We start from the raw sequence: 24,902 nt of genomic DNA, 5'->3' as shown, positions 1-24,902 counted from the left end.
AGCGGCGCCCCCTTCGTCGTCTGCTCAGCGCCAGCGGGCGATGACCGTCGACCCGCCGACCACCTTGTCGCCCGGGCCGACCAGTGGCTCGGCGGCCTCGGCGGGCAGGTAGACGTCGGTCCGCGAGCCGAACCGGATCAGCCCGAAGCGCTCGCCCCGGGCCAGCAGCGTGCCGACCGGTGCCCGCTGCACGATCCGGCGGGCGATCAGCCCGGTCCGCTGCGCCACCACGACCGTGCCGCGGGTGGTGTCCAGCACCGTGTACGCCGCCACGTTGTGCTCGGCGTCCGGCTTCATCGCGTTGACGAAGCCGCCGTCGGCGACGAAGTAGTCGACCACCTTGCCGGCCACCGGCGACCGGTTGACGTGCACGTCCAGCACCGACAGGAAGACCGCGACGCGCAGCCACTCGCCGTCGCCGAAGCGCTCGTCGTGCAGCCGCTGCACCGACAGCACCTGGCCGTCCGCGCTGGCGACCACGGCCGACGGGTCCTCGGGCACGTCCCGCTCCGGATCGCGGAAGAACGCCGCCACCGGAGCGGCGGCCAGCGCCGGCAGCAGCCAGAGCTTCGACTTCGGCCGCGCGACGCGGGCCAGCGCGGCCAGCCCGAGGGTGATGCCGGCCGCGGCCACCCCGTTCGAGTCGATGTGCATGGTCCGGGTCAGCGGCACGCTGGACGGGCGGTACGCCGGGGCCAGCCGCTCCGCCGCCGCGACGTCGGCCGGGGTGAAGCGCAGCCGGTGCACCCGCACCGGCGGGTTGTTCCGCAGCACCAGGTCGGTGCCGACGCCGTACAGCGCGCTCTGCCGGTCGAGTTCGGCGGTCGCGCCCGCGGTGCGGCCCGGGGCGGTGGCCACGCTGAGCACCCCGCCGTCGGCGAGGTACTTCGTCAGGGACTCGATGCTGGTACGGGCCTCGTCGGCGGTGCCGACGAACGCCTCGCCCGCGACCACCACGGCGGCGGGCTCGGCCTCGGCGAGCGTGTCCACCACCCGGACCCGCTCGGCGACCCACCGGCCCTGGGCGGTGACGTGCTCCCGCAGCCCCGCGGAGTCGGCCGTGCCGGCCGGCACGAGGGTGAGCGTGTCACCGGGCAGCAGCGCCTCGATCGCGGCGGCCAGCACCGCGGACTCCGGGGCGGCGCCGACCAGCAGGGCGGCCTTGGGGTCGTTGATCCGGGCGAGCTCGGCGACGAGGGTACGGGCGGCTCGCTCGCCGATGCGGACCGGACCGGACCGGCCGGGGGTGCGCACGGCGGGGGACTGGGTCATGTCGGACGGGCTCCTGACGGGGTAGCGACGGGCATCGCGGCGGGACCGCCACGGCGGCGCGGGCCGGCCGGCGGAGGCGAAATCTCCACCGGCCAGCATAGGCGGCCCCGGACCGGGGCGGCACCGGGCGCGGTCAGCCGCGCGACCGCTCGTCGCCGGCCGGCGGCCCGGTGACCGGCGCCCCGGCGGGCCGCTCCTCGGTGACCGGGTTCTCCTCACCCGGCCGGTCCCGGTCGGCGCGGCGGTCCTCGGTGCCCTCGACCGGCCGGTCGGCGACCGAACCGGTCGGCCACTCGTCGGCGGGGCGGTCCTCGGTGCCCTCCACCGGCCGGTCGGCCACCGCCTCGGTCGGCCACTCGTCGGCCTCGTCCCGGCCGGCCCGGCCGGGGCCGGACACCGGGGCACCGGACATCGGGGCGGACACCTCCCACTCGGAGCGGCCGGTCGGCCAGGCCGATCCGCCCGCCTCCGGCCAGCTCGGCTCGCCCGCGTCCGAGGTCGGCCGGTCGGCGACCGCCGGCAGGTCCAGGACCGTCGCGTCGGTGCCGGTCGCCGGCTCGCCCGTGGCGGGCGTGCCCGGCGGCTCCTCCCGGTTGGCGGAGCGGCCCGAGCGCAGCGCGCCGACCAGGCCGAGCAGGCCGACGAGGATCAGCGCGCCGGCCAGGAACCACCCCACCGGCGGCAGCGCCAACCCGAGCAGCTGGGCGAGCAGCCACCAGGCGGCGAGCCCGACGAAGATCAGCCCGAAGGCGAACGAGACGACGTCCGTGCGGTGGGCCTTCACCGGGTCACCTCCAGGTTGCCGGCGTTGACGTGGATGTAGAGGCGCAGCTTCCCACCACCGGGTCCGTCAGCGCCCAGGTCCGTGGTCTCCCGCAGCGGGCCGTCCAGCCCGCCCGAGCGCCGGCCGAAGACGTTCGCGTCACCGGCGTTGACGTCGGCCACCGTGGTGACGTCCACGTTCGGCGGCACCACCACCGTCGCCTCGCCGAAGTTGATCGACACGGTGATCTCGGTGTCCTTCTTGTCGAAGTCGACCGCCCGCAGGTCGAGCACGGCGTCGCCGAAGCTGTTCTCGTACCGCACGGCGAGGTCGCGGTAGTCGGTGGGCGACCAGGTCACCGCGCCGTCCACGCCGCGCACCCGGTCGTACGACTCGGCGACGGTGGCCACGGCCAGCGCGGCGGCGGTGACCAGGCCGAGCGCGATCAGCCAGCGGGCCCGGCCGAACCAGGTGCCGACCAGCAGGCCGAGACCGATGGTGGCCAGCGCCGCCGCGAAGTACGCGGACGCGCCGACGGCGAAGACGTCCAGCAGGTCGAGCACCGCGACCACGCCCAGGGCGAGGAAGATCAGCGAGAACGTCACCGCGCCCAGCGGGGACCGCTCGCGCGGCCGCTTCGGTGGCTTCGGTGGCTTGGGCGGCTTCGGTGCCGGCACCGGCTTCCCGGCGTACGGGCCGTGCGGGGCGAACGGGGGCCGGTAGCCGGCCGGGGGCAGCGGCGCGGTGACCGGCTGCCCGCTGGTCGGCGCGGGCCAGCCGGAGGTGGGCGCGGCCGGCGGCCAGCCGGTGGCCGGGCCGGCCAGCGGTGTCCCGACCGTCGGGGCGGCCGGCGGGGCCGGCGGCCAGGCGGGCAGCTCGGCGGTGGCCTCGGCCGGCTGGCCGGAGACCGGCGGTGCCGGCGGAACGCCCGGCGCACCGCTCACCGGGGCGGGTGTCGCGGCCGGGGCGGGGTAGCTGACCGGCGGGACCGGACCGGGCGGCGGCGCCGGAGTGGGCGGAACCGGTGCCGCGGCCGGCCGGCCCTGGTTCTCCCGGTTCAGCAGCAGCGCGCCGCCGATCAGGATGGCCGCGCCGAGCAGCACCGCGCGGAACGCGTCGGTGACGATGTAGCCGAAGCTGACCGCGACCAGGATGCTGAGCACGATCACGGTGACCGGGGACATGCTGGAGCGCCCCCGGCCCAGCATCGACTCGACCGGGGAGGCGCTGTCGCCCTCGCCGGGGATGATCAGCCACGCGGTGACGTAGACCAGGATGCCGATGCCGCCGAAGAAGCCGAGCACCGCGAGCAGCACCCGCCACAGCACCGGGTCGGTGTTGGTGGCCCGGCCGATCGCCGCGCAGACGCCGGCCAGGTAGCGGCCGTCGCGCGGGCGCACCAGCCCGTACCGCGTGGTGAAGCCGGCGGCGCCCGGCGGTGGCGGCGCGCCCGGCCCGGGTGGCGGCGTCCCCGCGCCCGGCGGTGGCGTCCCCGTGGTGCCACCGGCGTCGCCCGGCGCGGCCACCGGCGGCGGCGTCCCGAACGTGCCGGACGCGGTCCCGCCGGCGGGGGCAGCGGGTGGCGGTCCACCCGGCTGCGCCGCCCCGGGACGGGGGGACTGGGCAGCTTCCTCGGTCATGCCCTCGATCCTGCTGCGTCGACCGCCCGGACGGCCTCAGGACCCGACCCTGACCCCACCCTGAGATCCCGGCGCCCCGAATGTCGGGGGCGTCCCCGTGGCCGGGCGGCGGCGCAGCGTGTGACGATCGAACCGGCGCCGGCAGCGGCCCGCCGCCCGGCCTCGTGCCCAGCCGACCAGGGAGCCTGCGATCAGCATCGTGACCCAGCCACCGCGCCTCTACCGCGCCCCGGAGCACCGGATGGCCGCCGGGGTGGCCGCGGGCATCGCCGACCATCTCGGCATCTCGGTGGTCCGGGTGCGGATCGCCTTCATGGTGCTGCTCGGGCTGAGCGGGCTCGGCCTGCTGCTCTACGCGGCGTTCTGGGCGGTGGTGCCGCTGCGGCCGGGCGACACCGCGGTGCCGCCCCGGCGCGACGTCGCCCAGCTGCTGCCGTTCGTGGCGATCGGCCTCGGCGTGCTGCTGGTCCAGGTGATGGTCTTCGACTCGGTCGGCGCGGCCGGCACCGCCGGCTGGCTGGTCGCGATCATCGCGGTCGGCGCCGGGGTGATCTGGCACCAGTCCGCTCCGGAGCGGCGGCAGCGGTGGGGCGAGTCGATGCCGGTGCCGTGGCTGGGCGCGGTGGTGGAGGAGAGCGACCGGCGGGCGTTCGTGCTCCGCTTCATCGGCGGCGGGGTGCTGGTCGCGGTCGGCATCATCGGCGTCGCCGCTGTCTACTCCCCGGCGCAGAACTTCGACGCCGTGCTCAACGGCGTGATCTTCGCGCTGGTCGGCCTGGCCGGGGTCGGTGTGGTGGCGGCGCCGGTGCTCTGGCGGACGTACAACCAGCTCCGCTCCGAGCGCGAGGGGCGGATACGGGAGCAGGAGCGCGCCGAGCTGGCCGCCATGGTGCACGACCAGGTGCTGCACACCCTCGCCCTGATCCAGCGCAACGCCGGCGACGTGAAGACGGTGCAGCGGCTCGCCCGGGGCCAGGAACGCTCGCTGCGTAACTGGCTCTACAAGCCGACCGGTTCGCCGACCGAGCGCTTCGCCGCGGCGCTGGAGCAGGCCGCCGCCGAGGTGGAGGACACCTTCGCGATCACCGTCGAGGCGGTGGTGGTCGGTGACCGGGAGACCGACGAGCGGGTCGGCGCGCTGGTCGCGGCCGCCCGCGAGGCGCTGGTGAACGCGGCCCGGCACGCGGGCGTGCAGACCGTCTCCCTCTATGCGGAGGTCGAGCCGGATCAGGTCAGCGTCTTCGTCCGGGACCGGGGTAAGGGCTTCGACCCGGATACGGTGGAGGATCACCGGCACGGCGTCCGAGGCTCGATCATCGGGCGGATGAAGCGGCACGGCGGCCGGGCGGAGATCCGGTCCGAGCCGGGGGAGGGGACCGAGGTCCGGTTGATCCTGCCGATCTCCCGGGACTCGTCCACGGCGGAAAGGGACAAGTGATGACCGAGCAGTCGATGGAACCGGTCGAGGGAGCGGGTGCCGGCGCGGAGCGGCTGCGGGTCTTCCTCGTCGACGACCACGCCATGTTCCGCGCGGGGGTCCGCGCCGAGTTGGGCGCGCACGTCGAGGTGGTGGGCGAGGCGAGCACCGTGGCCGAGGCGGTCAGCCGGATCGCCGCCGCCCTGCCCGACGTGGTCCTGCTCGACGTGCACATGCCCGACGGCGGTGGCCGCGCGGTGCTGGACGCGATGCGGCGTACCCACCCGCAGGTGAAGTTCCTGGCGCTGAGCGTCTCCGACGCCGCCGAGGACGTGATCGGGCTGATCCGGGCCGGCGCCCGGGGCTACGTCACCAAGACCATCTCGCCGGACGAGCTGGCGGCGGCGATCCGCCGGGTGGCCGACGGCGACGCGGTGTTCAGCCCTCGGCTGGCCGGGTTCGTGCTGGACGCCTTCGCCGCCCGGCCGGACGCGCCGGTGGCCGACCCGGAGCTGGACCAGCTGACCAACCGGGAGCGCGAGGTGCTCCGGCTGCTCGCCCGGGGGTACGCGTACAAGGAGATCGCCAAGGAGCTCTACATCTCGATCAAGACGGTCGAGACGCACGTGTCGAACGTGCTCCGCAAGCTGCAGATGTCCAATAGGTACGAATTGTCCCGCTGGGCGGCCGATCGTCGTCTGGTGTGACCTATTCCTCTTCCTCGTCAATCCGGACAGATGCCACGGATCTGACCCGCAGGGGCTGACAAACGATCAATTCGCGTTTGATAATGCCCCGTCGCGTTCTCGCGCGCGGGTGGTGCGCATCCCGCGGGAACGGCGGCCCACGCAACCCGCCCGGAGCGGGTCACCCCTGGGGAGAGGTACACATCTCATGATCGGACAACGAGGACGGCGCTGGGCCCGGATCGCCCTGGGCGTCGTCGCCGGTGGTGCGCTGGCGCTCGGCTTCGCCGCGCCGGCAGCCGCCGAGCCGGCCACCGGCGTGGCCAAGTCGGTTCCGGGCAGCAAGGTCACCCTGCTGCTCAACGGCAAGGCCAAGCCGGTCAGCGCCCTGGCGCTGAAGATCGACGGGAAGACCCTGCCCGCGTTCTGCATCGACTACCACACCAACGTGGCGATCAACGGCAAGTACGCCGAGGGCACCTGGGACGAGTCCCAGGTGAAGAACCTCGGCAAGGTGCAGTGGGTGCTCACCCACGGCTACCCGAACGCCGACCCGGCCAAGCTGCTGGCGGCCGCCGGCGCCACCATGCCGGCGAACCTGGACGAGGTCAAGCGGAACAACCTGCTCTACTTCGGCACCCAGACCGCCGTCTGGCACTTCAGCGACGGCATCGAGCTGGGCGCCTGGGTCAAGGACAAGGGCCTGCTCGGCAAGCAGCAGTACGACGTGGTCAAGAAGGTGCACGACTACCTGGTGGCCAACGCCACCGACCAGCCCGAGCCGAAGGCCGAGCTGACCGTGGACCCGACCAGCGCCAAGGCGACCGTCGGTGAGAAGGCCGGCCCGTTCACGGTGAAGGGCCCGGCCGGCGAGATCACCCTCAAGGTCACCGGCGGCGTGGCCGTCGACGCCGAGGGCAAGCCGGTCACCGCCACCGCCAACGGCGGCAAGTTCTGGCTGACCGCCGAGGACGCCGGTGAGGTCGAGGTCACGCTGTCCGCCAAGGGTTCGGTCTCCTTCGGCCGGGTCTTCCTGTACACCGGCGGCAAGGCGCAGAAGCTGATCCTGGGCGGCAGCACCGACGAGACGGTGACCGCCAAGGCGGCCGCCACCTTCACCGCCGCCCCGTCGTCGCCGAGCCCGACGCCGACGCCGAGCACGCCGGCCGAGTCGCCGTCGCCGTCGGCTCCGGCCGAGAGCCCGGCGCCGTCCACCTCGCCGGCCTCCAACGGCGGCGACCTGCCGCTGACCGGTTCCCCGATCGCCACCGCGATCACCGCCGGCCTGGTGCTGCTGGCCGCCGGCGCGGTCACCGTCCTGGTGGTCCGCCGCCGCAAGGTCCGCTTCACCGCCTGACCGGACCGCGGCTCGATCCCGGCCCCGGCACCCGCCCACCCAGGCGGGCGCCGGGGCCGTCGACGTGCTGGTCGTCCGAGCGGGGGTCTCGCCTGCCCCATGTCAGGCGATCGGGGGTAACTCGGGCACCGGACGGTGGCGGCCGTGGCCGGCCGGCGGCCCGTGCCGCCCCGGGTGGCCGTGAGGTACGCCACCTCGATGCCCTCGTCCACCCAGCTTGCTATTGTGCCCGCACAGCCGAAATCTGTATCGTCCGGATGGGCAAATACGGCCAGCGCGGAGCTGACTCCGGAGCGCGCCGGAGCCGGGGCGGGGAAGGTCACAACCGCTCAGCGCGCGCTCGTCGCAGCGCCCGGCGTGGGTGTATCTTCGCTGCTCAGGGCGGTGCCACCGAGCTGTTTCATGATCTTTTCTCAAGTATCGGCAACGTGGCGACCAACTAACGGCTTGATAACGGCACCTTCACGTAACGGGCAAGTGAGTGTCACAGTGGCAGCACCTCACCCCTCGCGTGAGGCACTCCGTACGACCTGCGACCACCCTCCGGCACCGCGAGCGGTGCGGTTGGTGGTCGTGACGTGTGCGCGTGCCGAGCTCGATGGATGAGGTGGCCCGGCGGATCGGTACCTCAGGGTGTCCCGATTTCTCTGCGGTAGGACCGGCGGCCCGCGTGCGGAGCCGACGGCGGCGTCACCCCCCAACGTGCGTGAAACCCACGACGAACCAGGTTAGAAAGAGGAGGCCCCTCGGAATGAGAGTCTCGAAGCGGGCAACGGGCGCGGTCGCGCTGGGCGCGGCTTTCGCGCTCGTCGCGTCCGGCTGCTCGGGCAGCGACAGCGACGGCGGCGACGCCGGCGCCAGCACCGACGGCGCGATCACCATCGAAGGCACCCAGCCGGAGAACCCCCTGGTGCCGTCGAACACCACCGAGACCGGTGGTGGCAAGATCATCGACTGGATGTGGACCGGCCTGGTCGAGTACCCCAACGACGGTGGTGCTCCGCGGAACGCTCTCGCCGAGTCGATCGAGACGACCGACTCCAAGGTCTACAAGATCAAGATCAAGGAGAACACGAAGTTCCACGACGGCACCCCCGTCAAGGCCAAGAACTTCGTGGACGCCTGGAACTGGGGCGCGTACTCCCCGAACGGTGCCCAGAACGGCAGCTTCTTCGCCGACATCGACGGCTTCACCGACGTCCACACCGAGGACCCGGACGGCGCCGAGGGCCCGCAGAAGGCCCCCGAGCCGACGGCCAAGGAGATGAAGGGCCTCAAGGTCCTGGACGACTGGAGCTTCGAGGTCACCCTCGCGGCCCCGACCGCCGTGTTCCCGACCAAGCTCGGCTACAGCACCTTCATGCCGCTGCCGGACGCCTTCTTCACCCAGAAGCCGGAAGAGTTCGGCCGCAAGCCGATCGGTAACGGCCCGGTGAAGTTCGTGTCGTGGGAAGACGACGTCATGATCAAGCTGACGCGCTTCGACGACTACCAGCTGCGCGACAAGATGAAGATCAAGGACGTCAACGTCAAGATCTACCAGGACGACACGGCCGCCTACAACGACCTGCTGTCCGGCAACATCGACTTCATGCAGCAGGTTCCGGTCTCCTCGCTCGCGGGCGACAAGTGGAAGACCGACCTGGGCGAGCGGGCGATCTCCTCGACCACCCCGTCGACCGGCATCATCGCCTTCCCGATCTACGACAGGCGCTTCCAGAACGCCAAGCTGCGCAAGGCGATCTCGCTGTCGATCAACCGCCAGGAGATCAGCGACAAGATCTTCTTCGGTAACCGGAAGCCGGCCGACAGCTGGGCCAACCCGCTGACCCCGGGTGCCGCTCCGGGCAACTGCACCTCCTGCCAGTTCAACCCCGAGGAGGCCAAGCGGCTCCTGGCCGAGGCTGGTGGCTTCTCGGGCAAGCTGACCCTGGCCTACAACGCGGACGCCAGCCACAAGGAGTGGATGGAGGCCGTCGCCCAGCAGATCAAGACCAACCTGCAGATCGACGCCGTCGCCGAGGGTGTGCCGACCTTCGCGGTGTTCCGCCAGAACATCAACGCCCACAAGATGACCGGCATGTACCGCGCCGGCTGGCAGCAGGACTACCCGGACGTGGAGAACTGGGTCAACCCGCTCTACGTGACCGGTGGTTCCTCGAACGACGGCCTGTACAGCAACAAGGAGGTCGACCGCCTGGCCAAGGAGGCCAGCAGCGCGCCGAGCCTCGAGGCCTCGCACGCCAAGTTCGCCGAGGCGGTCAAGCTCATCGACCAGGACGTTCCGTCGGTGCCGATCTACTTCGGTGGCCAGCAGTCCGGCCACTCGGAGAAGATCAAGAAGCTCGAGCTGACCAACGTCGGCGAGCTCGACATCACCTCGGTCGAGCTCTGATCCGAACGGTCTGACCCCGGGTCGGGCTCACCTACCGGTGGGCCCGACCCGGGCCGTTCCGTGAGGAGGTGTTACAACATCTCCCCGCAAGGTCTGTCATCCCCGTGTCGGCCGTCCGACGCGCCCCCTGTCTGGAGGACCACCCCATGGGCCGTTATCTGTTGAGACGGCTGCTCCAACTCATTCCGGTCTTCATCGGCACCACGTTCCTCATCTACTGGCTCGTGTGGTCGGTGCCGGGCGACCCGTTCGCCGGCAAGTGCGGTGAGCGCGCTTGCCCGGACGCGTACGTCAACATGATGACCGAGAAGTTCAAGCTGAACGAGAACATTTTCGTCCAGTACGGCAACTACATGCAGAACCTGTTCCAGGGCGACTTCGGCACCACCTTCGGTGGCCGGCCGATCGGCGACATCATCGCCACGTCGTACCCGAACACGCTGAAGCTGGCCGTGGTCGCCCTCGCCATCGAGGCCCTCATCGGTCTCACCGCGGGCGTGCTGACCGGCCTGCGTCGCAACGGGTTCCTGGACAACCTGGTTCTCGTCTCCACCCTGTTCCTGATCGCGCTGCCGGTCTTCGTCATCGGCTTCGTGCTCCAGTGGGTGCTGGGTGTGCAGTGGGGCATCGTCAAGCCGACCGTCTCCAACGAGATGCGGATCTCCGAGCTGATCGTGCCCGGCTTCGTACTGGGCAGCGCCTCCATGGCCTACATCGCGCGGGTGTCGCGGACGAGCATCGCCGAGAACCGGCGGGCCGACTACGTGCGCACGGCGATCGCCAAGGGCCTGCCGATGCGCCGGGTGGTCGGGGTGCACCTGCTGCGCAACTCCCTCATCCCGGTCGTCACGCTGCTCGGCACCGACCTCGGCGCCCTGATGGGCGGCGCCATCGTCACCGAGGGCATCTTCGGCATCAACGGGATCGGTCGCCAGGTCTTCCGAGCGATCGTCACCAAGGAGAGCGCTACCGTTGTCTCCATCGTGGTGGTCCTGGTGCTGGTCTACCTGCTGATGAACCTGCTGGTCGACCTGCTCTACGCCGCCCTGGACCCGAGGATCCGCTATGAGTGACCCGAGCACCGCATCGATCGTCAGCACCCCCCGTGCCGAGCAGCCGAGCCAGATCGGCGCGCCGGCCGACGCGGGGCTGCCGGAGAACGCCCGCAAGGAGAAGCCGCGGGGTCTGCTCGGTGACGCCTGGCAGGATCTGCGTCGCAAGCCGCTGTTCTGGATCTCGGCCACGTTCATCGTGATCTTCCTGGTGATGGCGGCGTTCCCGTCGCTGTTCACCAACGGCGACCCGGTCAACGGCGCGCTGTCGCGCAGCCGGGTGGAGCCGGGGGCCGACGGCTGGTTCGGCTACGACGTGCAGGGCCGCGACGTGTACGCCCGGGTCATCTACGGCGCCCGCGCCTCGATCGTGGTGGCGGTGCTGTCGGTGGCCGGCACGCTGCTGATCGGCGGCACCATGGGGATCATCGCCGGCTACCGCGGCGGCTGGGTGGACGGCCTGCTGTCCCGGATCGCCGATGTCTTCTTCGGCCTGCCGTTCGTGCTCGGCGCGATCGTCATCCTGACCACCTTCAACGGTTCGGGCACCGACAACAGCACCCCGGAGATCATGGGTCTGGTGATCCTCTCCCTGACGGTGCTGAGCTGGCCGGTGGTGATGCGGCTGATGCGCTCCTCGGTGCTGGCCACCAAGGAGGCGGACTACATCGTGGCCGCGCGGGCGCTGGGTGCCGGCACCGGCCGGATCATCCTGAAGCACCTGCTGCCGAACTGCCTGGCGCCGCTGCTGGTGTACGGCACGATCATGGTGGGTTCGTTCATCGGCGCCGAGGCGACGCTGTCCTTCCTGGGCGTCGGCCTGAAGACCCCGGTGGTGTCCTGGGGCATCATGATCAGTGAGGCGCAGCAGTACATCCGCGTCTCGCCGTTCCTGCTCTTCTTCCCCGCCGCGTTCCTCGTCACCGCCGTGCTGAGCTTCGTGATGCTCGGCGAGGCGGTCCGCGAGGCCCTCGATCCGAAACTCCGCTAGGGGCGATTCAGTTGTCCGACATTCTCGTGTCCGAGCAGTCCGCGGCAGGCGCCTCCGGGCGGCCCGCCGGCCGGCTGCTGGAGGTCGACGACCTGCGCGTGGAGTTCCGTACCCGGGACGGCGTCGCCAAGGTCATCAACGGGGTCACGTACCACGTCGACGCGGGGGAGACCCTCGCCGTGCTCGGCGAGTCCGGCTCCGGTAAGAGCGTCACCGCCCAGACGATCATGGGCATCCTGGACACGCCCCCCGGCTTCGTCACCGGTGGTCAGGTCCGTTTCCACGGCAAGGACATGCTGACCATGTCCGCCGAGGAGCGTCGCCGCATCCGCGGCGAGGGGATCGCCATGATCTTCCAGGACGCGCTCTCCGCGCTCAACCCGGTTTTCACCGTCGGCTTCCAGATCGCCGAGCAGTTCCGGGTCCGGCGCGGCCTGGGCCGCGCCGAGGCCAAGAAGCGCGCGATCGAGATGCTCGACCAGGTCAAGATCCCGAACGCCAAGGGCCGGTTCAACAACTACCCGCACCAGTTCTCCGGCGGTATGCGGCAGCGCGCCATGATCGCGATGTCGCTGGCGCTCGACCCGGAGGTGCTGATCGCGGACGAGCCGACCACGGCGCTGGACGTGACGGTGCAGGCCCAGATCATGGACCTGCTGGCCGAGCTCCAGCGGGAGCGGCAGATGGGCCTGATCCTGATCACCCACGACCTCGGCGTGGTCGCCGACGTCGCGGACCGGATCGCTGTCATGTACGCCGGCCGGATCGTCGAGGAAGCCAACGTGTACGACCTGTACGCCAAGCCGGCGCACCCGTACACCCTCGGCCTGCTCAACTCGATCCCCCGGCTGGACGAGAAGGGGCAGCAGCTCCGGACGATCAAGGGCCTCCCGCCGAACCTGATGAACATCCCGCCGGGCTGCCCGTTCAACCCGCGTTGCCCCATGGCGCAGCCGGTCTGCCGGGAGAAGATCCCGCCGCTGCTGCAGGTGGGTGCCGGCCGGGCCAGCGCCTGCCACTTCGCCGAGGAGCTGGTGAACCGTGACTGAGAACATCCTCGAGGTCCGTGACCTGGTCAAGCACTACCCCGTCACCCGCGGCGTGGTGTTCAAGAAGACCATCGGTCACGTCAAGGCCGTCGACGGGGTCTCCTTCGACCTGCGGGCCGGCGAGACCCTCGGCGTGGTGGGCGAGTCCGGTTGCGGCAAGTCGACGCTGGCCCGGGTGCTGATGAACCTGGAGCGGCCGACCGCCGGCAGCGTGCACTACAAGGGACAGGACATCTCCAAGCTCTCCGGCGGCGCGCTGCGGCGGCTGCGCCGGCAGATCCAGCTGGTGATGCAGGACCCGTACACCTCGCTGAACCCGCGGATGACGGTCGGTGACCTGATCGGCGAGCCGTTCGAGATCCACCCGGAGGTGGCGCCAAAGGGCAGCCGCCGGAACAAGGTCAAGGAACTGCTCGACCTGGTGGGCCTCAACCCGGAGCACATCAACCGGTACCCGCACCAGTTCTCCGGCGGTCAGCGGCAGCGCATCGGCATCGCCCGGGCGCTGGCCCTGCGGCCCGAGATCATCGTCTGCGACGAGCCGGTGTCGGCGCTGGACGTGTCGATCCAAGCCCAGGTGATGAACCTGCTCGAGCAGCTGCAGAGCGAGTTCAACCTGTCCTACGTGTTCATCGCGCACGACCTGTCGGTGGTGCGGCACCTCTCCGACCGGGTCGCGGTGATGTACCTCGGCAAGATCGTCGAGGTCGGCACCGAGGACGAGATCTACGAGCGGCCGACGCACCCGTACACCCAGGCGCTGCTGTCGGCGGTGCCGGTGCCGGACCCGACCGTGCGGGACAACAAGGCGATCATCCGCCTCACCGGTGACGTGCCGTCGCCGGTGAGCCCGCCCTCGGGCTGCCGGTTCCGCACCCGGTGCTGGAAGGCACAGGACGTCTGCGCCGAGCAGGTGCCGCTGCTGGAGATCCGGCGGGGCTCGGACCACCCGAGCGCCTGCCACTTCGCCGAGAAGCGGGAGATCGTCGCCACCCACGAGGCGTGACACCGCCGGAACCGCCTGCCCGCGTCGCCACGACGCCGGCAGGCGGTTCCGCGTCTGCGGGGCCCGCTGGCGGACGACTCAGAGCGGCCCGCGGCCGGCGCGGAGCAGCAGCAGCGCCAGCTGCGTGCCGTCCGCGCCGAGGGCGACCCGGAAACGCTCCAGGATCTCCCGCTCGCGGGCGAGCACCAGGCGGGTGCCGCCGGAGGCCATCCGGGTCGCCCCGACCTCCTGGGAGAGCCGGGCGCGCTCCTGCCACAGCTCGATGAGCGCCCGGTCGATCTCGTCGATCCGCTCGCGGATCTCCACGATCCGGGCGGCGGCGGACGGTTCCAGGGTGCCGGTGCCCGGCACGGCCGCACCGGCCGGGCCGGGTTGGGCCGCCGTGCCGTTGGCGGCCGCGCCGTCGGCCGGGCTGTCGGCGTCCGTGCCGGCGCCGCCCGCGCCGGGCCGGGCCGGTCCGCCGCTCTGCTCCACCACGTCTGTCATCATCGGGTACCCCTTGCGCTGTGGTGCCCTGGTGCCGGGATCCCGGGACGGAAAAAGCCCCGGGCTCCAGGAGCCCGGGGCTTTTCGTAGGTCTGGTTGATCAGGCGCGACCTACGGCTGCCGGACTCCCGGAGCCGTAGTAAAAGTAGAAGCGCTGACCGAACACGCCGTCGAGTATGCCGCCCGGCGCGCGTCCGGCGCAAGGAAACCGGCGACCCCGGTCGCCGGTGGCGGCCCGCCGGGCGTCCACGGCGGGAAGTGTCCGGCCGGCGGCATAGACTCGCCGTGCGATGCATCCTCTCTTCGACATCCCCGCGTCCCCGCCCGCGCCGACGCCCACGCCGACGCCCGCGCGGCGCCCCGGGGCCACCGCTGCCCGCCTGGACCCGCAGGCCCTGCTCACCGGCCTGAACGGGCCGCAGCGCGACGCGGTCACCCACGCCGGCTCGCCGCTGCTGATCGTGGCCGGCGCCGGCTCGGGGAAGACCCGGGTGCTCACCCACCGGATCGCCTACCTGCTCGCCGCGCGCGACGTGCACCCGGGCGAGATCATCGCGATCACCTTCACCAACAAGGCCGCCGGCGAGATGAAGGAACGGGTGGCCGCCCTGGTCGGGCCGCGCGCCCGGCTGATGTGGGTGTCGACCTTCCACTCCGCGTGCGTCCGCATCCTGCGCGCCGAGCACGAGCACGCCGGGCTGAAGTCGACCTTCTCCATCTACGACGCCGACGACTCGCGCCGGTTGATGCAACTGGTCGCCCGCGAGCTGGATCTCGACCCGAAGCGCTACCCGGCGCGCGGGCTGGCGGCCCAGGTCTCCAACCTGAAGAACGAGCTGGTCGACCCGGAGGAGTTCGCCGGCCGCGCCAAGGGCCCCAACGAGCGGGCGCTGGCCGAGGCATACACGCTCTACCAGCGGCGGCTGCGCGAGGCGCACGCGCTGGACTTCGACGACCTGATCATGACGACGGTGCACCTGCTCCAGTCGCACCCGCACGTGGCGGAGACCTACCGCCGGCGGTTCCGGCACGTGCTGGTCGACGAGTACCAGGACACCAACCACGCCCAGTACGTGCTGATCAAGGAGCTGGTCTCCGGCACCGAGGGGCTGGAGCCGGCCGAGCTCTGCGTGGTCGGCGACGCCGACCAGTCGATCTACGCGTTCCGCGGCGCGACGATCCGCAACATCCTGGAGTTCGAGCGGGACTTCACCGACGCCCGGACGATCCTGCTGGAGCAGAACTACCGCTCCACCCAGACCATCCTCAACGCGGCCAACGCGGTGATCGACCGGAACACCTCGCGCAAGCCGAAGCGGCTGTGGAGCGACGCCGGGGCCGGCGAGCAGATCGTCGGCTACGTCGCCGACACCGAGCACGCCGAGGCGGACTGGGTGGCCCGGGAGATCGACCGGCTGGTCGACGCGGGCGACACCCGCCCCGGCGACGTCGCGGTCTTCTACCGCACCAACGCCCAGTCCCGGGTCTTCGAAGAGGTGTTCATCCGGGTCGGCCTGCCCTACAAGGTGGTCGGCGGGGTGCGCTTCTACGAGCGCAAGGAGGTCCGCGACGCGCTGGCCTACCTGCGGGCCGTGGTCAACGACGACGACACGGTGAGCCTGCGCCGGATCCTGAACACCCCGCGCCGGGGCATCGGCGACCGCGCCGAGGCGTGCGTGGAGGCGCTCTCCAGCCGTGACCGGATCTCCTTCGGCGCCGCGCTGCGCCGGGCCAAGGACGCGCCCGGCATCTCCACCCGGGCGGCCAACGGCATCGCCGAGTTCGTCGCCCTGCTCGACGGCGCGCGCGAGCTGGCCGAGACCGGCACCCCCGAGGAGGTGCTGGAGGCGCTGCTGACCCGCTCGGGCTACCTCACCGAGCTGGAGGAGAGCCTCGATCCGCAGGATGCCGGCCGGGTCGACAACCTCCAGGAACTGGTCAGCGTCGCCCGGGAGTACACCGAGCGGGTCGAGGCGCTCGGCGCCGAGGGGGAACGGGCCACCGTGGCCGGGTTCCTGGAGCAGGTGGCGCTGGTCGCCGACGCCGACCAGGTGCCCACCGACGACCCCGACCACCAGGGCGTGGTCACCCTGATGACCCTGCACACCGCCAAGGGGCTGGAGTTCCCGGTGGTGTTCCTGACCGGGCTGGAGGACGGCGTCTTCCCGCACCTGCGCTCGCTGGGCGACACCCGCGAGCTGGAGGAGGAGCGCCGGCTGGCGTACGTCGGCATCACCCGGGCCCGGCAGCGGCTCTACCTCTCCCGGGCGGTGACCCGCTCGGCCTGGGGTGCGCCGGCCTACAACCCGCCCTCCCGGTTCGTCGAGGAGCTGCCGCCGGAGCTGGTGCGCTGGGAGCGCACCGAGGGGTCGTACACCTCGTGGGGCGGCGGGGGCGGCGGCGTCGGCGGCCGCGCGGACCGCACGCCCGGCGGACGCGGCGGCTTCACCGGCGGTACGCCCAAGGCGGCGCAACTGGCCAAGCGGCTCGGGGTCGACGGCAGCCGGCTCGCCACCGCGAGCGAGCTGCCACAGGGGCCGAAGGTGGCCGCGGGTGACCGGGTCAACCACCAGCGCTACGGGCTGGGCCGGGTGCTCGCGGTGGAGGGGCACGGCCCGAGCGCCCGGGCGCAGATCGACTTCGGCGACCAGACGATGTGGCTGGTGCTGCGGCACGCGCCGCTCGACAAGCTCTGAGCCGGCGTCGCCCGGCCCGGGCGGGTGCCGGGCCGGGCAACGCCTCGGGGGAGCGCAGCGACGGGACTGGATGCCGTGGGTCAGCAGGCCACGTCGATGCCCCGGGCGCGCAGGAACGGCGCGGGGTCGATCTGGTTCCACATCTGCCCCTTGTGCACCTCGAAGTGCAGGTGCGGGCCGGTGGAGTCGCCGGTGGAGCCCTCGTAGCCGATGACCTCGCCGGCGCCGACCCTGTCACCCACGCCGACCGCCGTGCGGCTCTGGTGCGCGTAGTGGGTCAGGTAGCCGTTGCCGTGGTCGATGAAGACCGAGATGCCGTACCCGTCGCCGGCGTCGCCGGCCTTGACCACGGTGCCGCCGAAGGCGGCGCGGATGGGGGTGCCGGCGGGCATGGCGAAGTCGATGCCGGCGTGCAGGGTGCCCCACCGCTGGCCGTAGCAGGAGGTGATCTCGGCGCCCTTCATCGGGATGACCCAGGTCGGCTTCGGCTTGGCCTTCGGCTTCGGCTTGCCGGTGGTCGCCTTCGGGCTGGGCTTCGCGGACGGGCTGGCCGTCGACGGGCTGGGCGTGGGGGAGGCGGTCGGGGTGGCCGGTGCGGTGGACTCGCGGGCGGACCGGTCGGCGCGGGCGGCGGCCTCGGCGCGGGCCTGCGCGTCCAGGGAGACGGCGGCCGGGGTGCTGTCGTCGGCGCCGGTGGTCGCCACGGCGACGCCGCCGAGGCCGAGGGCGACCAGGACACCCGCCCCGATGGCCACCTGCCGGGTGCGCCCGCCCATCCGCCGCCGGTGCCGGGCTGGGGCGTTCGGGGTCTTCTCGTTCTGGATGGAGCTGTCTTCCTGCACGGTTGACCTTCACAGTCGAGGGGCACTTGACCTCGAAATACTGGTGTCGGCCGGATCCGCGCGGGGTACCGGGACGGTGGCGGCGGCCTCCGGCGCGGACGGGCACTGACGGCTATGTCCGCTTACAGCCGAGCTTGTCCCAATAAGTGATCATGCAACTCCGTGCCCTGCGTCACATTCGCAACTGTGACCCGGGAGACTTTCCGGCTCGACCGGCAACGAAAAACCGCCCGGATCGGCAGATCCGGGCGGTCATCGGTCGATACGCAGCGTCAGGAAGCGGCTACCTCGTTGTAGATCGCCTCGACCTGTAGCTGGATGTCCACTCCGCGGTCCTGGAGGTAGGGCACCGGATCCTGCGGCTCGCCCTTGACATGGATCTCCAGGTGCAGGTGCGAGCCGTAGGAGTGGCCGGTGTTGCCGACCAGGCCGAGCTGGTCGCCGGCCTTGACCTGCTGACCCTCCTGGACGCTCAGCGCGGAGGAGTGGCCGTAGATGGCCTCGCTGCCGTCGGCGTGCTGGACGATCACGGTGTAGCCGTAGCCGCCCCACCAGCCGGCCTTCGTGACGGTGCCGTCGTGGATGGCGACGTACGGGGTGCCCTCGGGGGCGACCAGGTCGACGCCGGTGTGCAGCTTGCCCCAGCGCATGCCGTAGGGGGACTTGAAGTCGTAGCCCTGCAGGGGCAGCAGCCAGACCTGGGGTTCCGCGGCCTCCTCGCGCCCGCTGTCGCGGGAGGCGCGCTCGGCGGAGTCGGCGCGGGCGGCCGCGTCCTGGCTCAGCGTGGAGGCCGCCTTGAGCTCGTCGAGGACCGACGGGTTGACGCTCTTCGCGTCCGGCATGGCTCCCGCGCCGAGAGCCACCACACCGGCTCCGACGAACGCGGTGGTGACGACGGCCGCGTAGCGGCTCCGCGGGGGGGTGGGTACGCGGCGGCGGCCGCGATATCGATCGGGCTCAGACGACAGGCGCTGGCGCACGCACACCCTCCGTTGTCGGGGTCTCGAAGCGGTCGTGCCGGCGTTCGTGAAGCGGTGGTGAACGTCTGCTGACCGCGTCGCCACCCGTCCGTGGACCTGATGACAACCGTGGACACGGTAGCCAACCACCAGACGAGTCACAAGCCGGAGCGCCGAATTGGTGCTGCGTTCTGTCCAAATGCGTCCGCGATTGTCATGCCTCGTACCCGTCGATCGGCGCCCCCGTTACTGCCCGTTCGTCGCGGAGCGTGACCGAACGGCGGAGTCGTCCGGCTTGACGGCCGGTCGCGTTCCGGGCATGGGGCGCGGGATCCCGCTTCCGTGGGCCGGCACGGCCGCCCGGCCCACCCGGCGCCGGCGGGCGCCGGCGGCTTCGCGGCCCGGATTTCCCGGCGCCGGCCCGGCGGGTTACCGTTCGTTCAGGTGAAGCCGCGAAGCCGGTGAAAGGGATGCGCAGATGAGCTCTCGTGTTCGGGTCGTCGTCGCCAAGCCGGGCCTGGACGGCCACGACCGCGGCGCCAAGGTCGTCGCGCGTGCCCTCCGGGACGCCGGTATGGAGGTCATCTACACCGGTCTGCACCAGACCCCGGAGCAGATCGTGGAGACCGCGATCCAGGAGGACGCCGACGCGGTCGGCCTCTCCGTGCTCTCCGGGGCGCACATGACGCTCTTCCGCCGGGTGCTGGAGCTGCTCGCCGAGCGGGACGCCCGGGACATCGTGGTGTTCGGCGGCGGCATCATCCCGGACGCCGACATCCCCGAGCTGGAGCAGCTCGGCGTCGCCAAGATCTTCACGCCGGGCGCGACCACGCAGTCCATCGTCGAGTGGGTGCGGGCGAACGTGGCGCAGCCGGTCGGCTGACCCGCCGCCGCATCGACCGTGGTCGTCGGGCGGGCGGCTGACGGAGCCGGGTGCCGGGCGAACGGCCCGGCGGGCGCCGGAGACGGGGGAGGGGCCGGACGCACCCCTCACACGTCCGGCCCCTCTATGCACGATGCCCCGCCGCCACCCCTCGACCGACAGGGCATCGGCCGTCTCCCGTCTTCGCGCTTGAGCAGCGCTCCGACACCTGACTCAACGACGCCCCCGGCGGGGGGTTACGCACCCGGGTGAACATCCCCCGGACGATTGACGGCCGGGCCAACCGGGCCCGCCCGGCGGGCGGCTGTGCATTACCGCACACCGCGCACCCGCTCGGTTGCCGGCGGTGCCCACCTCGCTAGGCTGCGCCCAATGGCCTGCTTCAACTGATGACAGGCGTCAAACTGTTTTCCATAACGCTGGTGGCGGCGCGACGGCGCGCCGCGGAGACGGGACGGGACGCGCAAACGTGGACCTGTACGAGTACCAGGGGCGGGACCTGTTCGAGCGGCACGGCTTGCCCGTGCTCGCCGGCGGCGTCGCCACGACCCCGGAGGAGGCCCGCGCGATCGCCGAACGCCTCGGCGGTCGGGTGGTCGTCAAGGCGCAGGTGAAGGTCGGCGGCCGGGGCAAGGCCGGCGGCGTCAAGCTGGCCGAGGGCGCGGATGAGACGGTGGCCCGGGCCACCGACATCCTCGGCATGGACATCAAGGGCCACACCGTCCACAAGGTCATGATCACCGTGACCGCGGACGTGGCCGAGGAGTACTACTTCTCCTACCTGCTGGACCGGGCGAACCGCACCTTCCTCTGCATCGCCAGCGTCGCCGGCGGCATGGACATCGAGCAGGTCGCCGCGGAGACCCCGGAGAAGGTCGTCAAGGCCCCGATCGACGCGGTCGAGGGCGTGGACGAGGCCAAGGCGCGCGAGATCGTCACCGCCGCCGGCTTCCCGGCCGAGGTCGCCGACCAGGTCGTCGAGGTCGCCGTGGGGCTGTGGAAGGCCTTCGTCGCCGAGGACGCCACCCTGGTCGAGGTGAACCCGCTGGCCAAGACCGGCGACGGCAAGCTGCTGCTGCTCGACGCCAAGATCAGCCTGGACGAGAACGCCGCCTTCCGGCACCCGGACCACGAGGCGCTGGTCGACCAGGCCGCGGTGGACCCGCTGGAGCAGGCCGCCAAGGAGAAGGACCTCAACTACGTCAAGCTCGACGGCGAGGTCGGCATCATCGGCAACGGCGCGGGTCTGGTCATGTCGACCCTCGACGTGGTCGCGTACGCCGGTGAGCGGCACGGCGGCGTCAAGCCGGCCAACTTCCTCGACATCGGCGGCGGCGCGAGCGCCGCGGTGATGGCGAACGGGCTGGAGATCGTCCTCTCCGACCCGTCGGTCAAGAGCGTCTTCGTCAACGTCTTCGGCGGCATCACCGCCTGCGACGCGGTCGCCAACGGCATCGTGCAGGCGCTGGAGCTGCTGGAGCAGCGCGGCGAGCAGGTCACCAAGCCGCTCGTCGTCCGGCTCGACGGCAACAACGCCGAGGCCGGCCGGGCGATCCTCGACGGCGCGAACAACCCGCTGATCGAGCGGGTCGACACCATGGATGGCGCGGCCGAGCGGGCCGCCGAGCTGGCCGCTGCGGGGGTCTGACAATGGCTATCTGGCTGACCAAGGACTCGAAGGTCATCGTGCAGGGGATGACCGGCTCCGAGGGTTCCAAGCACACCCGGCGGATGCTGGCCGCCGGCACCACCATCGTCGGCGGCGTCAACCCACGCAAGGCGGGTCAGACGGTCGACTTCGACGGCACCGAGCTGCCGGTCTTCGCCGGCGTGGCGGACGCGATGAAGGAGACCGGGGCGGACGTCACGGTCATCTTCGTGCCGCCGCAGTTCACCAAGGCCGCGGTGATCGAGGCGATCGACGCCGGCATCGACCTGGCCGTGGTGATCACCGAGGGCGTGCCGGTGCACGACACCGCCGCGTTCTGGGCGTACAACGTGGCCAAGGGCGGCAAGACCCGGATCATCGGCCCGAACTGCCCCGGCATCGCCTCGCCGGGAGCCTCCAACGCCGGCATCATCCCGGCCGACATCACCGGCTCCGGCCGGATCGGCCTGGTCAGCAAGAGCGGCACGCTGACCTACCAGATGATGTACGAGCTGCGCGACATCGGCTTCTCCACCTGCGTCGGCATCGGTGGCGACCCGATCATCGGCACCACGCACATCGACGCCCTCGCCGCGTTCGAGGCCGACCCGGACACCGACGCGATCGTCATGATCGGTGAGATCGGCGGCGACGCCGAGGAGCGGGCCGCCGAGTTCATCAAGGCGAACGTGACCAAGCCGGTGGTCGGCTACATCGCCGGCTTCACCGCCCCGCCCGGCAAGACCATGGGGCACGCCGGCGCCATCATCTCCGGCTCGGCGGGCACCGCCGAGGCGAAGAAGGAGGCCCTGGAGGCGGTCGGCGTCAAGGTCGGCAAGACGCCGACCGAGACCGCGAACCTGATGCGGGAGATCATGTCCGCCGGCTGACCGGACGGCAGACGGAGCGAGGGGGTCGACCGGGTCCGGTCGGCCCCCTCAGTCGTTCCAGCCCGGGTAGTTGCCGGTGGCCCGCAGGATCGCGCTGCCGATGATATTGATCACGCCGAAGGTGATGGCCAGGTAGCCGAGCACCGGCGACTGGCCGGACCGCTTCGCGTCCCGGATGGACAGCCAGCCGAAGACGATGCCCAGGATGCCGCAGCAGAGCAGGCCGGTGAGGATGCCCAGGATGCCCCAGAGGGTGGTGCGGTCCCGGCCCCGGGCGGGCGGGGGCGGTGGATACGGAGCGTTCACGGCTTTCCTCCGGACGGTCGGTGCCGCGACTGCGGTCGCGCCCTGGGCCGAGGCTAAACCGGATCCGGGGCCGGAGGCGGTGGATCACCGAACTCGCCGCCGGCACGGGGCGGTATCGGACTGCCGTCACCCGCGCGGCATGCCAGAGTAGACGTGATGTCCTCCGTCACCCCTGACCAGCCCAGCCGTCCCGTCGACGTCGACCCCGACGCCCGGCCGTCCGGCCGGGCCGCTGCGGGTCCGCGGGTGCCCGCCCCCCGGGGCGGGGAGCCGCCCCGCAGCCGGGCGCCGCTCGCCGTCGCCGCCGGGGTGGCCGCCGGGTGGGCGGCGATCACCTCGTGCCTGCCCGTCGTCGTGGTGCTCTGGCTGTTCCAGCTCAGCGAGGACGCCGCGTCCCTGCTCGGCGCCCTGCGTGCCGGGCTGGCCGGCTGGCTGCTCGGGCACGGGGTCCCGCTGGAGACCAGCGCCGGCCCGGTCGGGCTGGCCCCGCTGGCGCTGACCGCGCTGGCGGTCTGGCGGCTCACCCGGGCCGGGGTGCACACCAGCCGGGCGATCGGCGCCCGCGGCAGCCGCTCGGCACCCCGGGCGGTCGCCGCGGCCGGCGCGGTCGGTGTCGCGTACGCCCTGCTCGGCGTGCTCGCCGCGGTGGCGGTCGGTACCGGCGGTCCCGACGTGTCGCCGGTACGGGCGGGGATCACGCTGGGGGTGTTCGGCGCGCTCGCCGCCCTGGTCGGCGCCGCCCGCACCACCGGGGTGGCCGGCCTGCTCGCCGCGCGCGCCCCGGCGCCGCTGCGCGACGGGCTGCGCACCGGTCTGGTCGCCGGGCTGCTGCTGCTCGCCGCGGGCGGCGGCGCGGCCGGGCTCGCCGTGGCGACCGGCGGCGGGGACGCCGCCGACATGATCGGCGCCTACCGCACCGGGGTGGCCGGGCAGGCCGGGATCACCCTGGTCAGCCTCGCCTACGCGCCGAACGCCACGGTCTGGTCGACCAGCTACCTGCTCGGCCCGGGCTTCGCGGTGGGCACCGACACGGCGGTACGCACCAGCGAGGTCTCGGTCGCCGCGCTGCCGGCCGTACCGCTGCTGGCCGGCCTGCCGCGCGGCCCGGTCGACGGGCTGGGCGCCGGGCTGCTCGCGGTGCCGGTGCTCGCCGGGATGGCGGCGGGCTGCCTGCTCGCCCGCCGGCTGGTCCGGCTGGCCGCCGAGGAGCGGGCGACGCTCGGCTGGGGCGGGGTGCTCGGGCCGGCGGCGCTCGCCGGTCCGGTGGCCGGCCTGCTGCTCGGCGCGGCGGCCGCCGCCTCCGCCGGTCCGCTCGGCGGCGGCCGGCTGGCCGAGATCGGCCCGGTCGGCTGGCAGGTGGCCGCCGTGGCGACCGCGGTGGTCGGGGTCGGCGCGCTGCTCGGCGCCGCCACCACCAAGGTGCTCGCCCGCCCCGCCACGCGCTGAGGCCACGCCGGCGGCGTGCGGTGCCGCCCGACGGGTGCCGGGCGACCCGGGAAACGGCGAGGGGCGCCCCGGACGGATCCGGGACGCCCCTGCGTCGTGCGGTGGGGTCAGGACTGGGTCGGCAGGGCGACGTTGGCCACGACCCCCAGGATGATGAGCAGGATGCCCAGTCCGGCGCCGACGGCGCCGCAGATCAGGCCGGCCTTGGCCTGGCCGGCGTTGGACGCCAGCCCCTGGGTCGCCTTCTGCTTGCCCAGGTAACCGGTCACCACGGCGGCGATGCCGACCGGGATGCCCAGGTAGAAGCAGCAGACCAGCGGGATCGACGCGATGCCGAGGATCAGCGACACCAGGCCGAGGGTGTTCTGCTGCCCCTGCGACTGCGGGTAGCCGGCGCTCGGGTAGGTCGGCGCGGCGCCGTACGGCTGCTGCTGCTGCTGGGCGTACGGGTCCTGGTACGGCTGCTGCTGGCCGTAGGGCTGGCCGGAGGTGGGCTGCTGGCCGTACGGGGCGGCGGGCGGCTGGCCGTAGGGGTCGTTCGGCTGGCCGTAGGGCTGGCCGGAGGTCGGCTGCTGGCCGTACGGGGCGGCCGGCGGCTGGGCGTAGGGGTCGTTCGGCTGGCCGTAGGGCTGGCCCGAGGTGGGCTGCTGGCCGTACGGGTCCTGACCGGGCTGTCCGGGTTGCATGTCGAAGAAGCTCCTCGGCTAGGTGTGTCAGTTGGTGCTGCTGGTGTCGGCGCTGATCAGCCCGGCGAGGCCGCCGAGCAGGCAGCACACCAGGACGATCACGTACCAGCCGATGCCGACGATCAGGGCCCACTTGGACCACTTCTTCGACTCGGCGGCGGCGGCCTGCGCGCCGGCGTAGTCACCCTGCTGGAGCAGCGGGTTGACCTTGGAGGCGTTGATGATGGCCGGGATGGCCAGCGGCCAGAACAGGAAGATCGCGACGATCGACATCGCCATGTTGTTGTTGATCTGCGGCGGCTGCTGGGGCTGGTATCCGGGCTGCATCGTGCGGGACTCCTCTTCCACCGACACGACTCGCGTGCCGGGTTCACTGACGGGGTGCGGACCGGACGTGCGCCCAGCCCGAGCGACGGGCAGCGTACCTGGTTC

21 protein-coding genes and 2 pseudogenes are annotated in these 24,902 nt (G+C 72.3%); 13 read left to right on the top strand and 10 right to left on the bottom strand.

What is annotated here, in order from left to right; translation table 11 throughout:
* Positions 1–24: 24 nt before the first annotated feature.
* The 3 genes and pseudogenes from SM577_RS13960 to SM577_RS13950 all read right to left on the bottom strand — a co-directional run bounded on the left by SM577_RS13960 (position 25) and on the right by SM577_RS13950 (position 3,675).
* On the bottom strand, positions 25–1,272 hold the full coding sequence (locus tag SM577_RS13960) for a phosphatidylserine decarboxylase (RefSeq protein ID WP_302919444.1): 1,248 nt from the start codon (positions 1,270–1,272) through the stop codon (positions 25–27).
* Positions 1,273–1,778: 506 nt separating this feature from the next.
* A pseudogene (locus tag SM577_RS13955) lies at positions 1,779–2,056 on the bottom strand (hypothetical protein); the annotation flags it as partial.
* Positions 2,053–3,675, bottom strand: a complete 1,623-nt coding sequence (locus tag SM577_RS13950; protein ID WP_474587042.1) for a PspC domain-containing protein — start codon at positions 3,673–3,675, stop codon at positions 2,053–2,055. The gene SM577_RS13950 and the pseudogene SM577_RS13955, both read right to left, overlap by 4 nt.
* Before the next feature lie 241 nt (positions 3,676–3,916).
* Between SM577_RS13950 and SM577_RS13945 the strand changes: the two genes are divergently transcribed.
* The 3 genes from SM577_RS13945 (at position 3,917) to SM577_RS13935 (ending at position 7,135) form a co-directional block, all read left to right on the top strand.
* Positions 3,917–5,113 (top strand): PspC domain-containing protein, encoded by a 1,197-nt coding sequence (locus tag SM577_RS13945; RefSeq protein ID WP_474579721.1) that lies wholly within the window; start codon positions 3,917–3,919, stop codon positions 5,111–5,113.
* Positions 5,113–5,799 (top strand): response regulator, encoded by a 687-nt coding sequence (locus SM577_RS13940; RefSeq protein WP_302919442.1) that lies wholly within the window; start codon positions 5,113–5,115, stop codon positions 5,797–5,799. The genes SM577_RS13945 and SM577_RS13940 overlap by 1 nt, the downstream gene beginning before the upstream one ends.
* A 187-nt stretch (positions 5,800–5,986) precedes the next feature.
* Positions 5,987–7,135, top strand: coding sequence for a thioester domain-containing protein (locus tag SM577_RS13935; RefSeq protein ID WP_302919441.1), 1,149 nt, complete (start codon positions 5,987–5,989; stop codon positions 7,133–7,135).
* 158 nt (positions 7,136–7,293) lie between these two features.
* On the opposite strand, the pseudogene SM577_RS13930 reads toward SM577_RS13935, so the two are convergent.
* A pseudogene (locus tag SM577_RS13930) lies at positions 7,294–7,458 on the bottom strand (PIG-L deacetylase family protein); the annotation flags it as partial.
* A 428-nt stretch (positions 7,459–7,886) separates the two neighbouring features.
* Here SM577_RS13930 and SM577_RS13925 point away from each other — a divergent pair.
* From SM577_RS13925 to SM577_RS13905, 5 genes are all read left to right on the top strand, one after another.
* Positions 7,887–9,530, top strand: coding sequence for a peptide ABC transporter substrate-binding protein (locus SM577_RS13925; RefSeq protein ID WP_474587041.1), 1,644 nt, complete (start codon positions 7,887–7,889; stop codon positions 9,528–9,530).
* 146 nt (positions 9,531–9,676) lie between these two features.
* Positions 9,677–10,603 (top strand): ABC transporter permease, encoded by a 927-nt coding sequence (locus tag SM577_RS13920; protein WP_088991976.1) that lies wholly within the window; start codon positions 9,677–9,679, stop codon positions 10,601–10,603.
* On the top strand, positions 10,596–11,573 hold the full coding sequence (locus SM577_RS13915) for an ABC transporter permease (protein ID WP_302919438.1): 978 nt from the start codon (positions 10,596–10,598) through the stop codon (positions 11,571–11,573). The genes SM577_RS13920 and SM577_RS13915 overlap by 8 nt, the downstream gene beginning before the upstream one ends.
* A gap of 26 nt (positions 11,574–11,599) precedes the next feature.
* On the top strand, positions 11,600–12,622 hold the full coding sequence (locus SM577_RS13910) for an ABC transporter ATP-binding protein (protein ID WP_302919687.1): 1,023 nt from the start codon (positions 11,600–11,602) through the stop codon (positions 12,620–12,622).
* Positions 12,615–13,628, top strand: a complete 1,014-nt coding sequence (locus SM577_RS13905) for an ABC transporter ATP-binding protein (RefSeq protein WP_302919437.1) — start codon at positions 12,615–12,617, stop codon at positions 13,626–13,628. The genes SM577_RS13910 and SM577_RS13905 overlap by 8 nt, the downstream gene beginning before the upstream one ends.
* A 78-nt stretch (positions 13,629–13,706) precedes the next feature.
* On the opposite strand, the gene SM577_RS13900 is transcribed toward SM577_RS13905, so the two are convergent.
* On the bottom strand, positions 13,707–14,117 hold the full coding sequence (locus tag SM577_RS13900) for a chorismate mutase (protein WP_302919436.1): 411 nt from the start codon (positions 14,115–14,117) through the stop codon (positions 13,707–13,709).
* Positions 14,118–14,404: 287 nt separating this feature from the next.
* On the opposite strand from SM577_RS13900, the gene pcrA reads away from it, so the two are divergent.
* Positions 14,405–16,810, top strand: a complete 2,406-nt coding sequence (pcrA, locus tag SM577_RS13895; RefSeq protein WP_302919435.1) for a DNA helicase PcrA — start codon at positions 14,405–14,407, stop codon at positions 16,808–16,810.
* A gap of 80 nt (positions 16,811–16,890) precedes the next feature.
* On the opposite strand, the gene SM577_RS13890 is transcribed toward pcrA, so the two are convergent.
* Positions 16,891–17,652: a M23 family metallopeptidase gene (locus SM577_RS13890; protein WP_474587040.1), complete on the bottom strand. Its 762-nt coding sequence runs from the start codon at positions 17,650–17,652 to the stop codon at positions 16,891–16,893.
* Positions 17,653–17,924: 272 nt separating this feature from the next.
* Positions 17,925–18,632 (bottom strand): M23 family metallopeptidase, encoded by a 708-nt coding sequence (locus tag SM577_RS13885; protein WP_474587039.1) that lies wholly within the window; start codon positions 18,630–18,632, stop codon positions 17,925–17,927.
* A gap of 457 nt (positions 18,633–19,089) precedes the next feature.
* Here SM577_RS13885 and SM577_RS13880 point away from each other — a divergent pair, with 457 nt between their 5' ends.
* From SM577_RS13880 to sucD, 3 genes are all read left to right on the top strand, one after another.
* Complete coding sequence (locus tag SM577_RS13880) at positions 19,090–19,494, top strand: cobalamin B12-binding domain-containing protein (RefSeq protein ID WP_302919433.1); 405 nt, start codon at positions 19,090–19,092, stop codon at positions 19,492–19,494.
* 469 nt (positions 19,495–19,963) lie between these two features.
* Complete coding sequence (gene sucC, locus SM577_RS13875; protein WP_302919432.1) at positions 19,964–21,142, top strand: ADP-forming succinate--CoA ligase subunit beta; 1,179 nt, start codon at positions 19,964–19,966, stop codon at positions 21,140–21,142.
* A gap of 2 nt (positions 21,143–21,144) precedes the next feature.
* On the top strand, positions 21,145–22,032 hold the full coding sequence (gene sucD / locus SM577_RS13870) for a succinate--CoA ligase subunit alpha (protein WP_302919431.1): 888 nt from the start codon (positions 21,145–21,147) through the stop codon (positions 22,030–22,032).
* A gap of 48 nt (positions 22,033–22,080) precedes the next feature.
* Here sucD and SM577_RS13865 read toward each other — a convergent pair whose 3' ends face one another.
* Positions 22,081–22,338: a DUF4190 domain-containing protein gene (locus SM577_RS13865; RefSeq protein WP_302919430.1), complete on the bottom strand. Its 258-nt coding sequence runs from the start codon at positions 22,336–22,338 to the stop codon at positions 22,081–22,083.
* A gap of 156 nt (positions 22,339–22,494) precedes the next feature.
* Here SM577_RS13865 and SM577_RS13860 point away from each other — a divergent pair, with 156 nt between their 5' ends.
* Positions 22,495–23,784: a cell division protein PerM gene (locus SM577_RS13860; RefSeq protein WP_474587038.1), complete on the top strand. Its 1,290-nt coding sequence runs from the start codon at positions 22,495–22,497 to the stop codon at positions 23,782–23,784.
* 107 nt (positions 23,785–23,891) lie between these two features.
* Here the strand turns inward: SM577_RS13860 and SM577_RS13855 are convergent, their stop codons facing one another.
* Together SM577_RS13855 and SM577_RS13850 are read right to left on the bottom strand one after the other, a co-directional pair.
* Positions 23,892–24,470 carry a DUF4190 domain-containing protein gene (locus SM577_RS13855; RefSeq protein ID WP_474587037.1) on the bottom strand — a complete coding sequence of 193 codons (579 nt, stop codon included), beginning with the start codon at positions 24,468–24,470 and terminating at the stop codon, positions 23,892–23,894.
* Positions 24,471–24,497: 27 nt separating this feature from the next.
* A complete protein-coding gene (locus SM577_RS13850; RefSeq protein ID WP_474587036.1) occupies positions 24,498–24,797 on the bottom strand; it encodes a CD225/dispanin family protein in 300 nt (99 codons plus the stop codon).
* Positions 24,798–24,902: the final 105 nt, after the last annotated feature.

It is taken from the genome of Micromonospora desertarenae (genome assembly GCF_056150265.1).
This window is presented reverse-complemented; position numbering and strand designations above follow the sequence as displayed.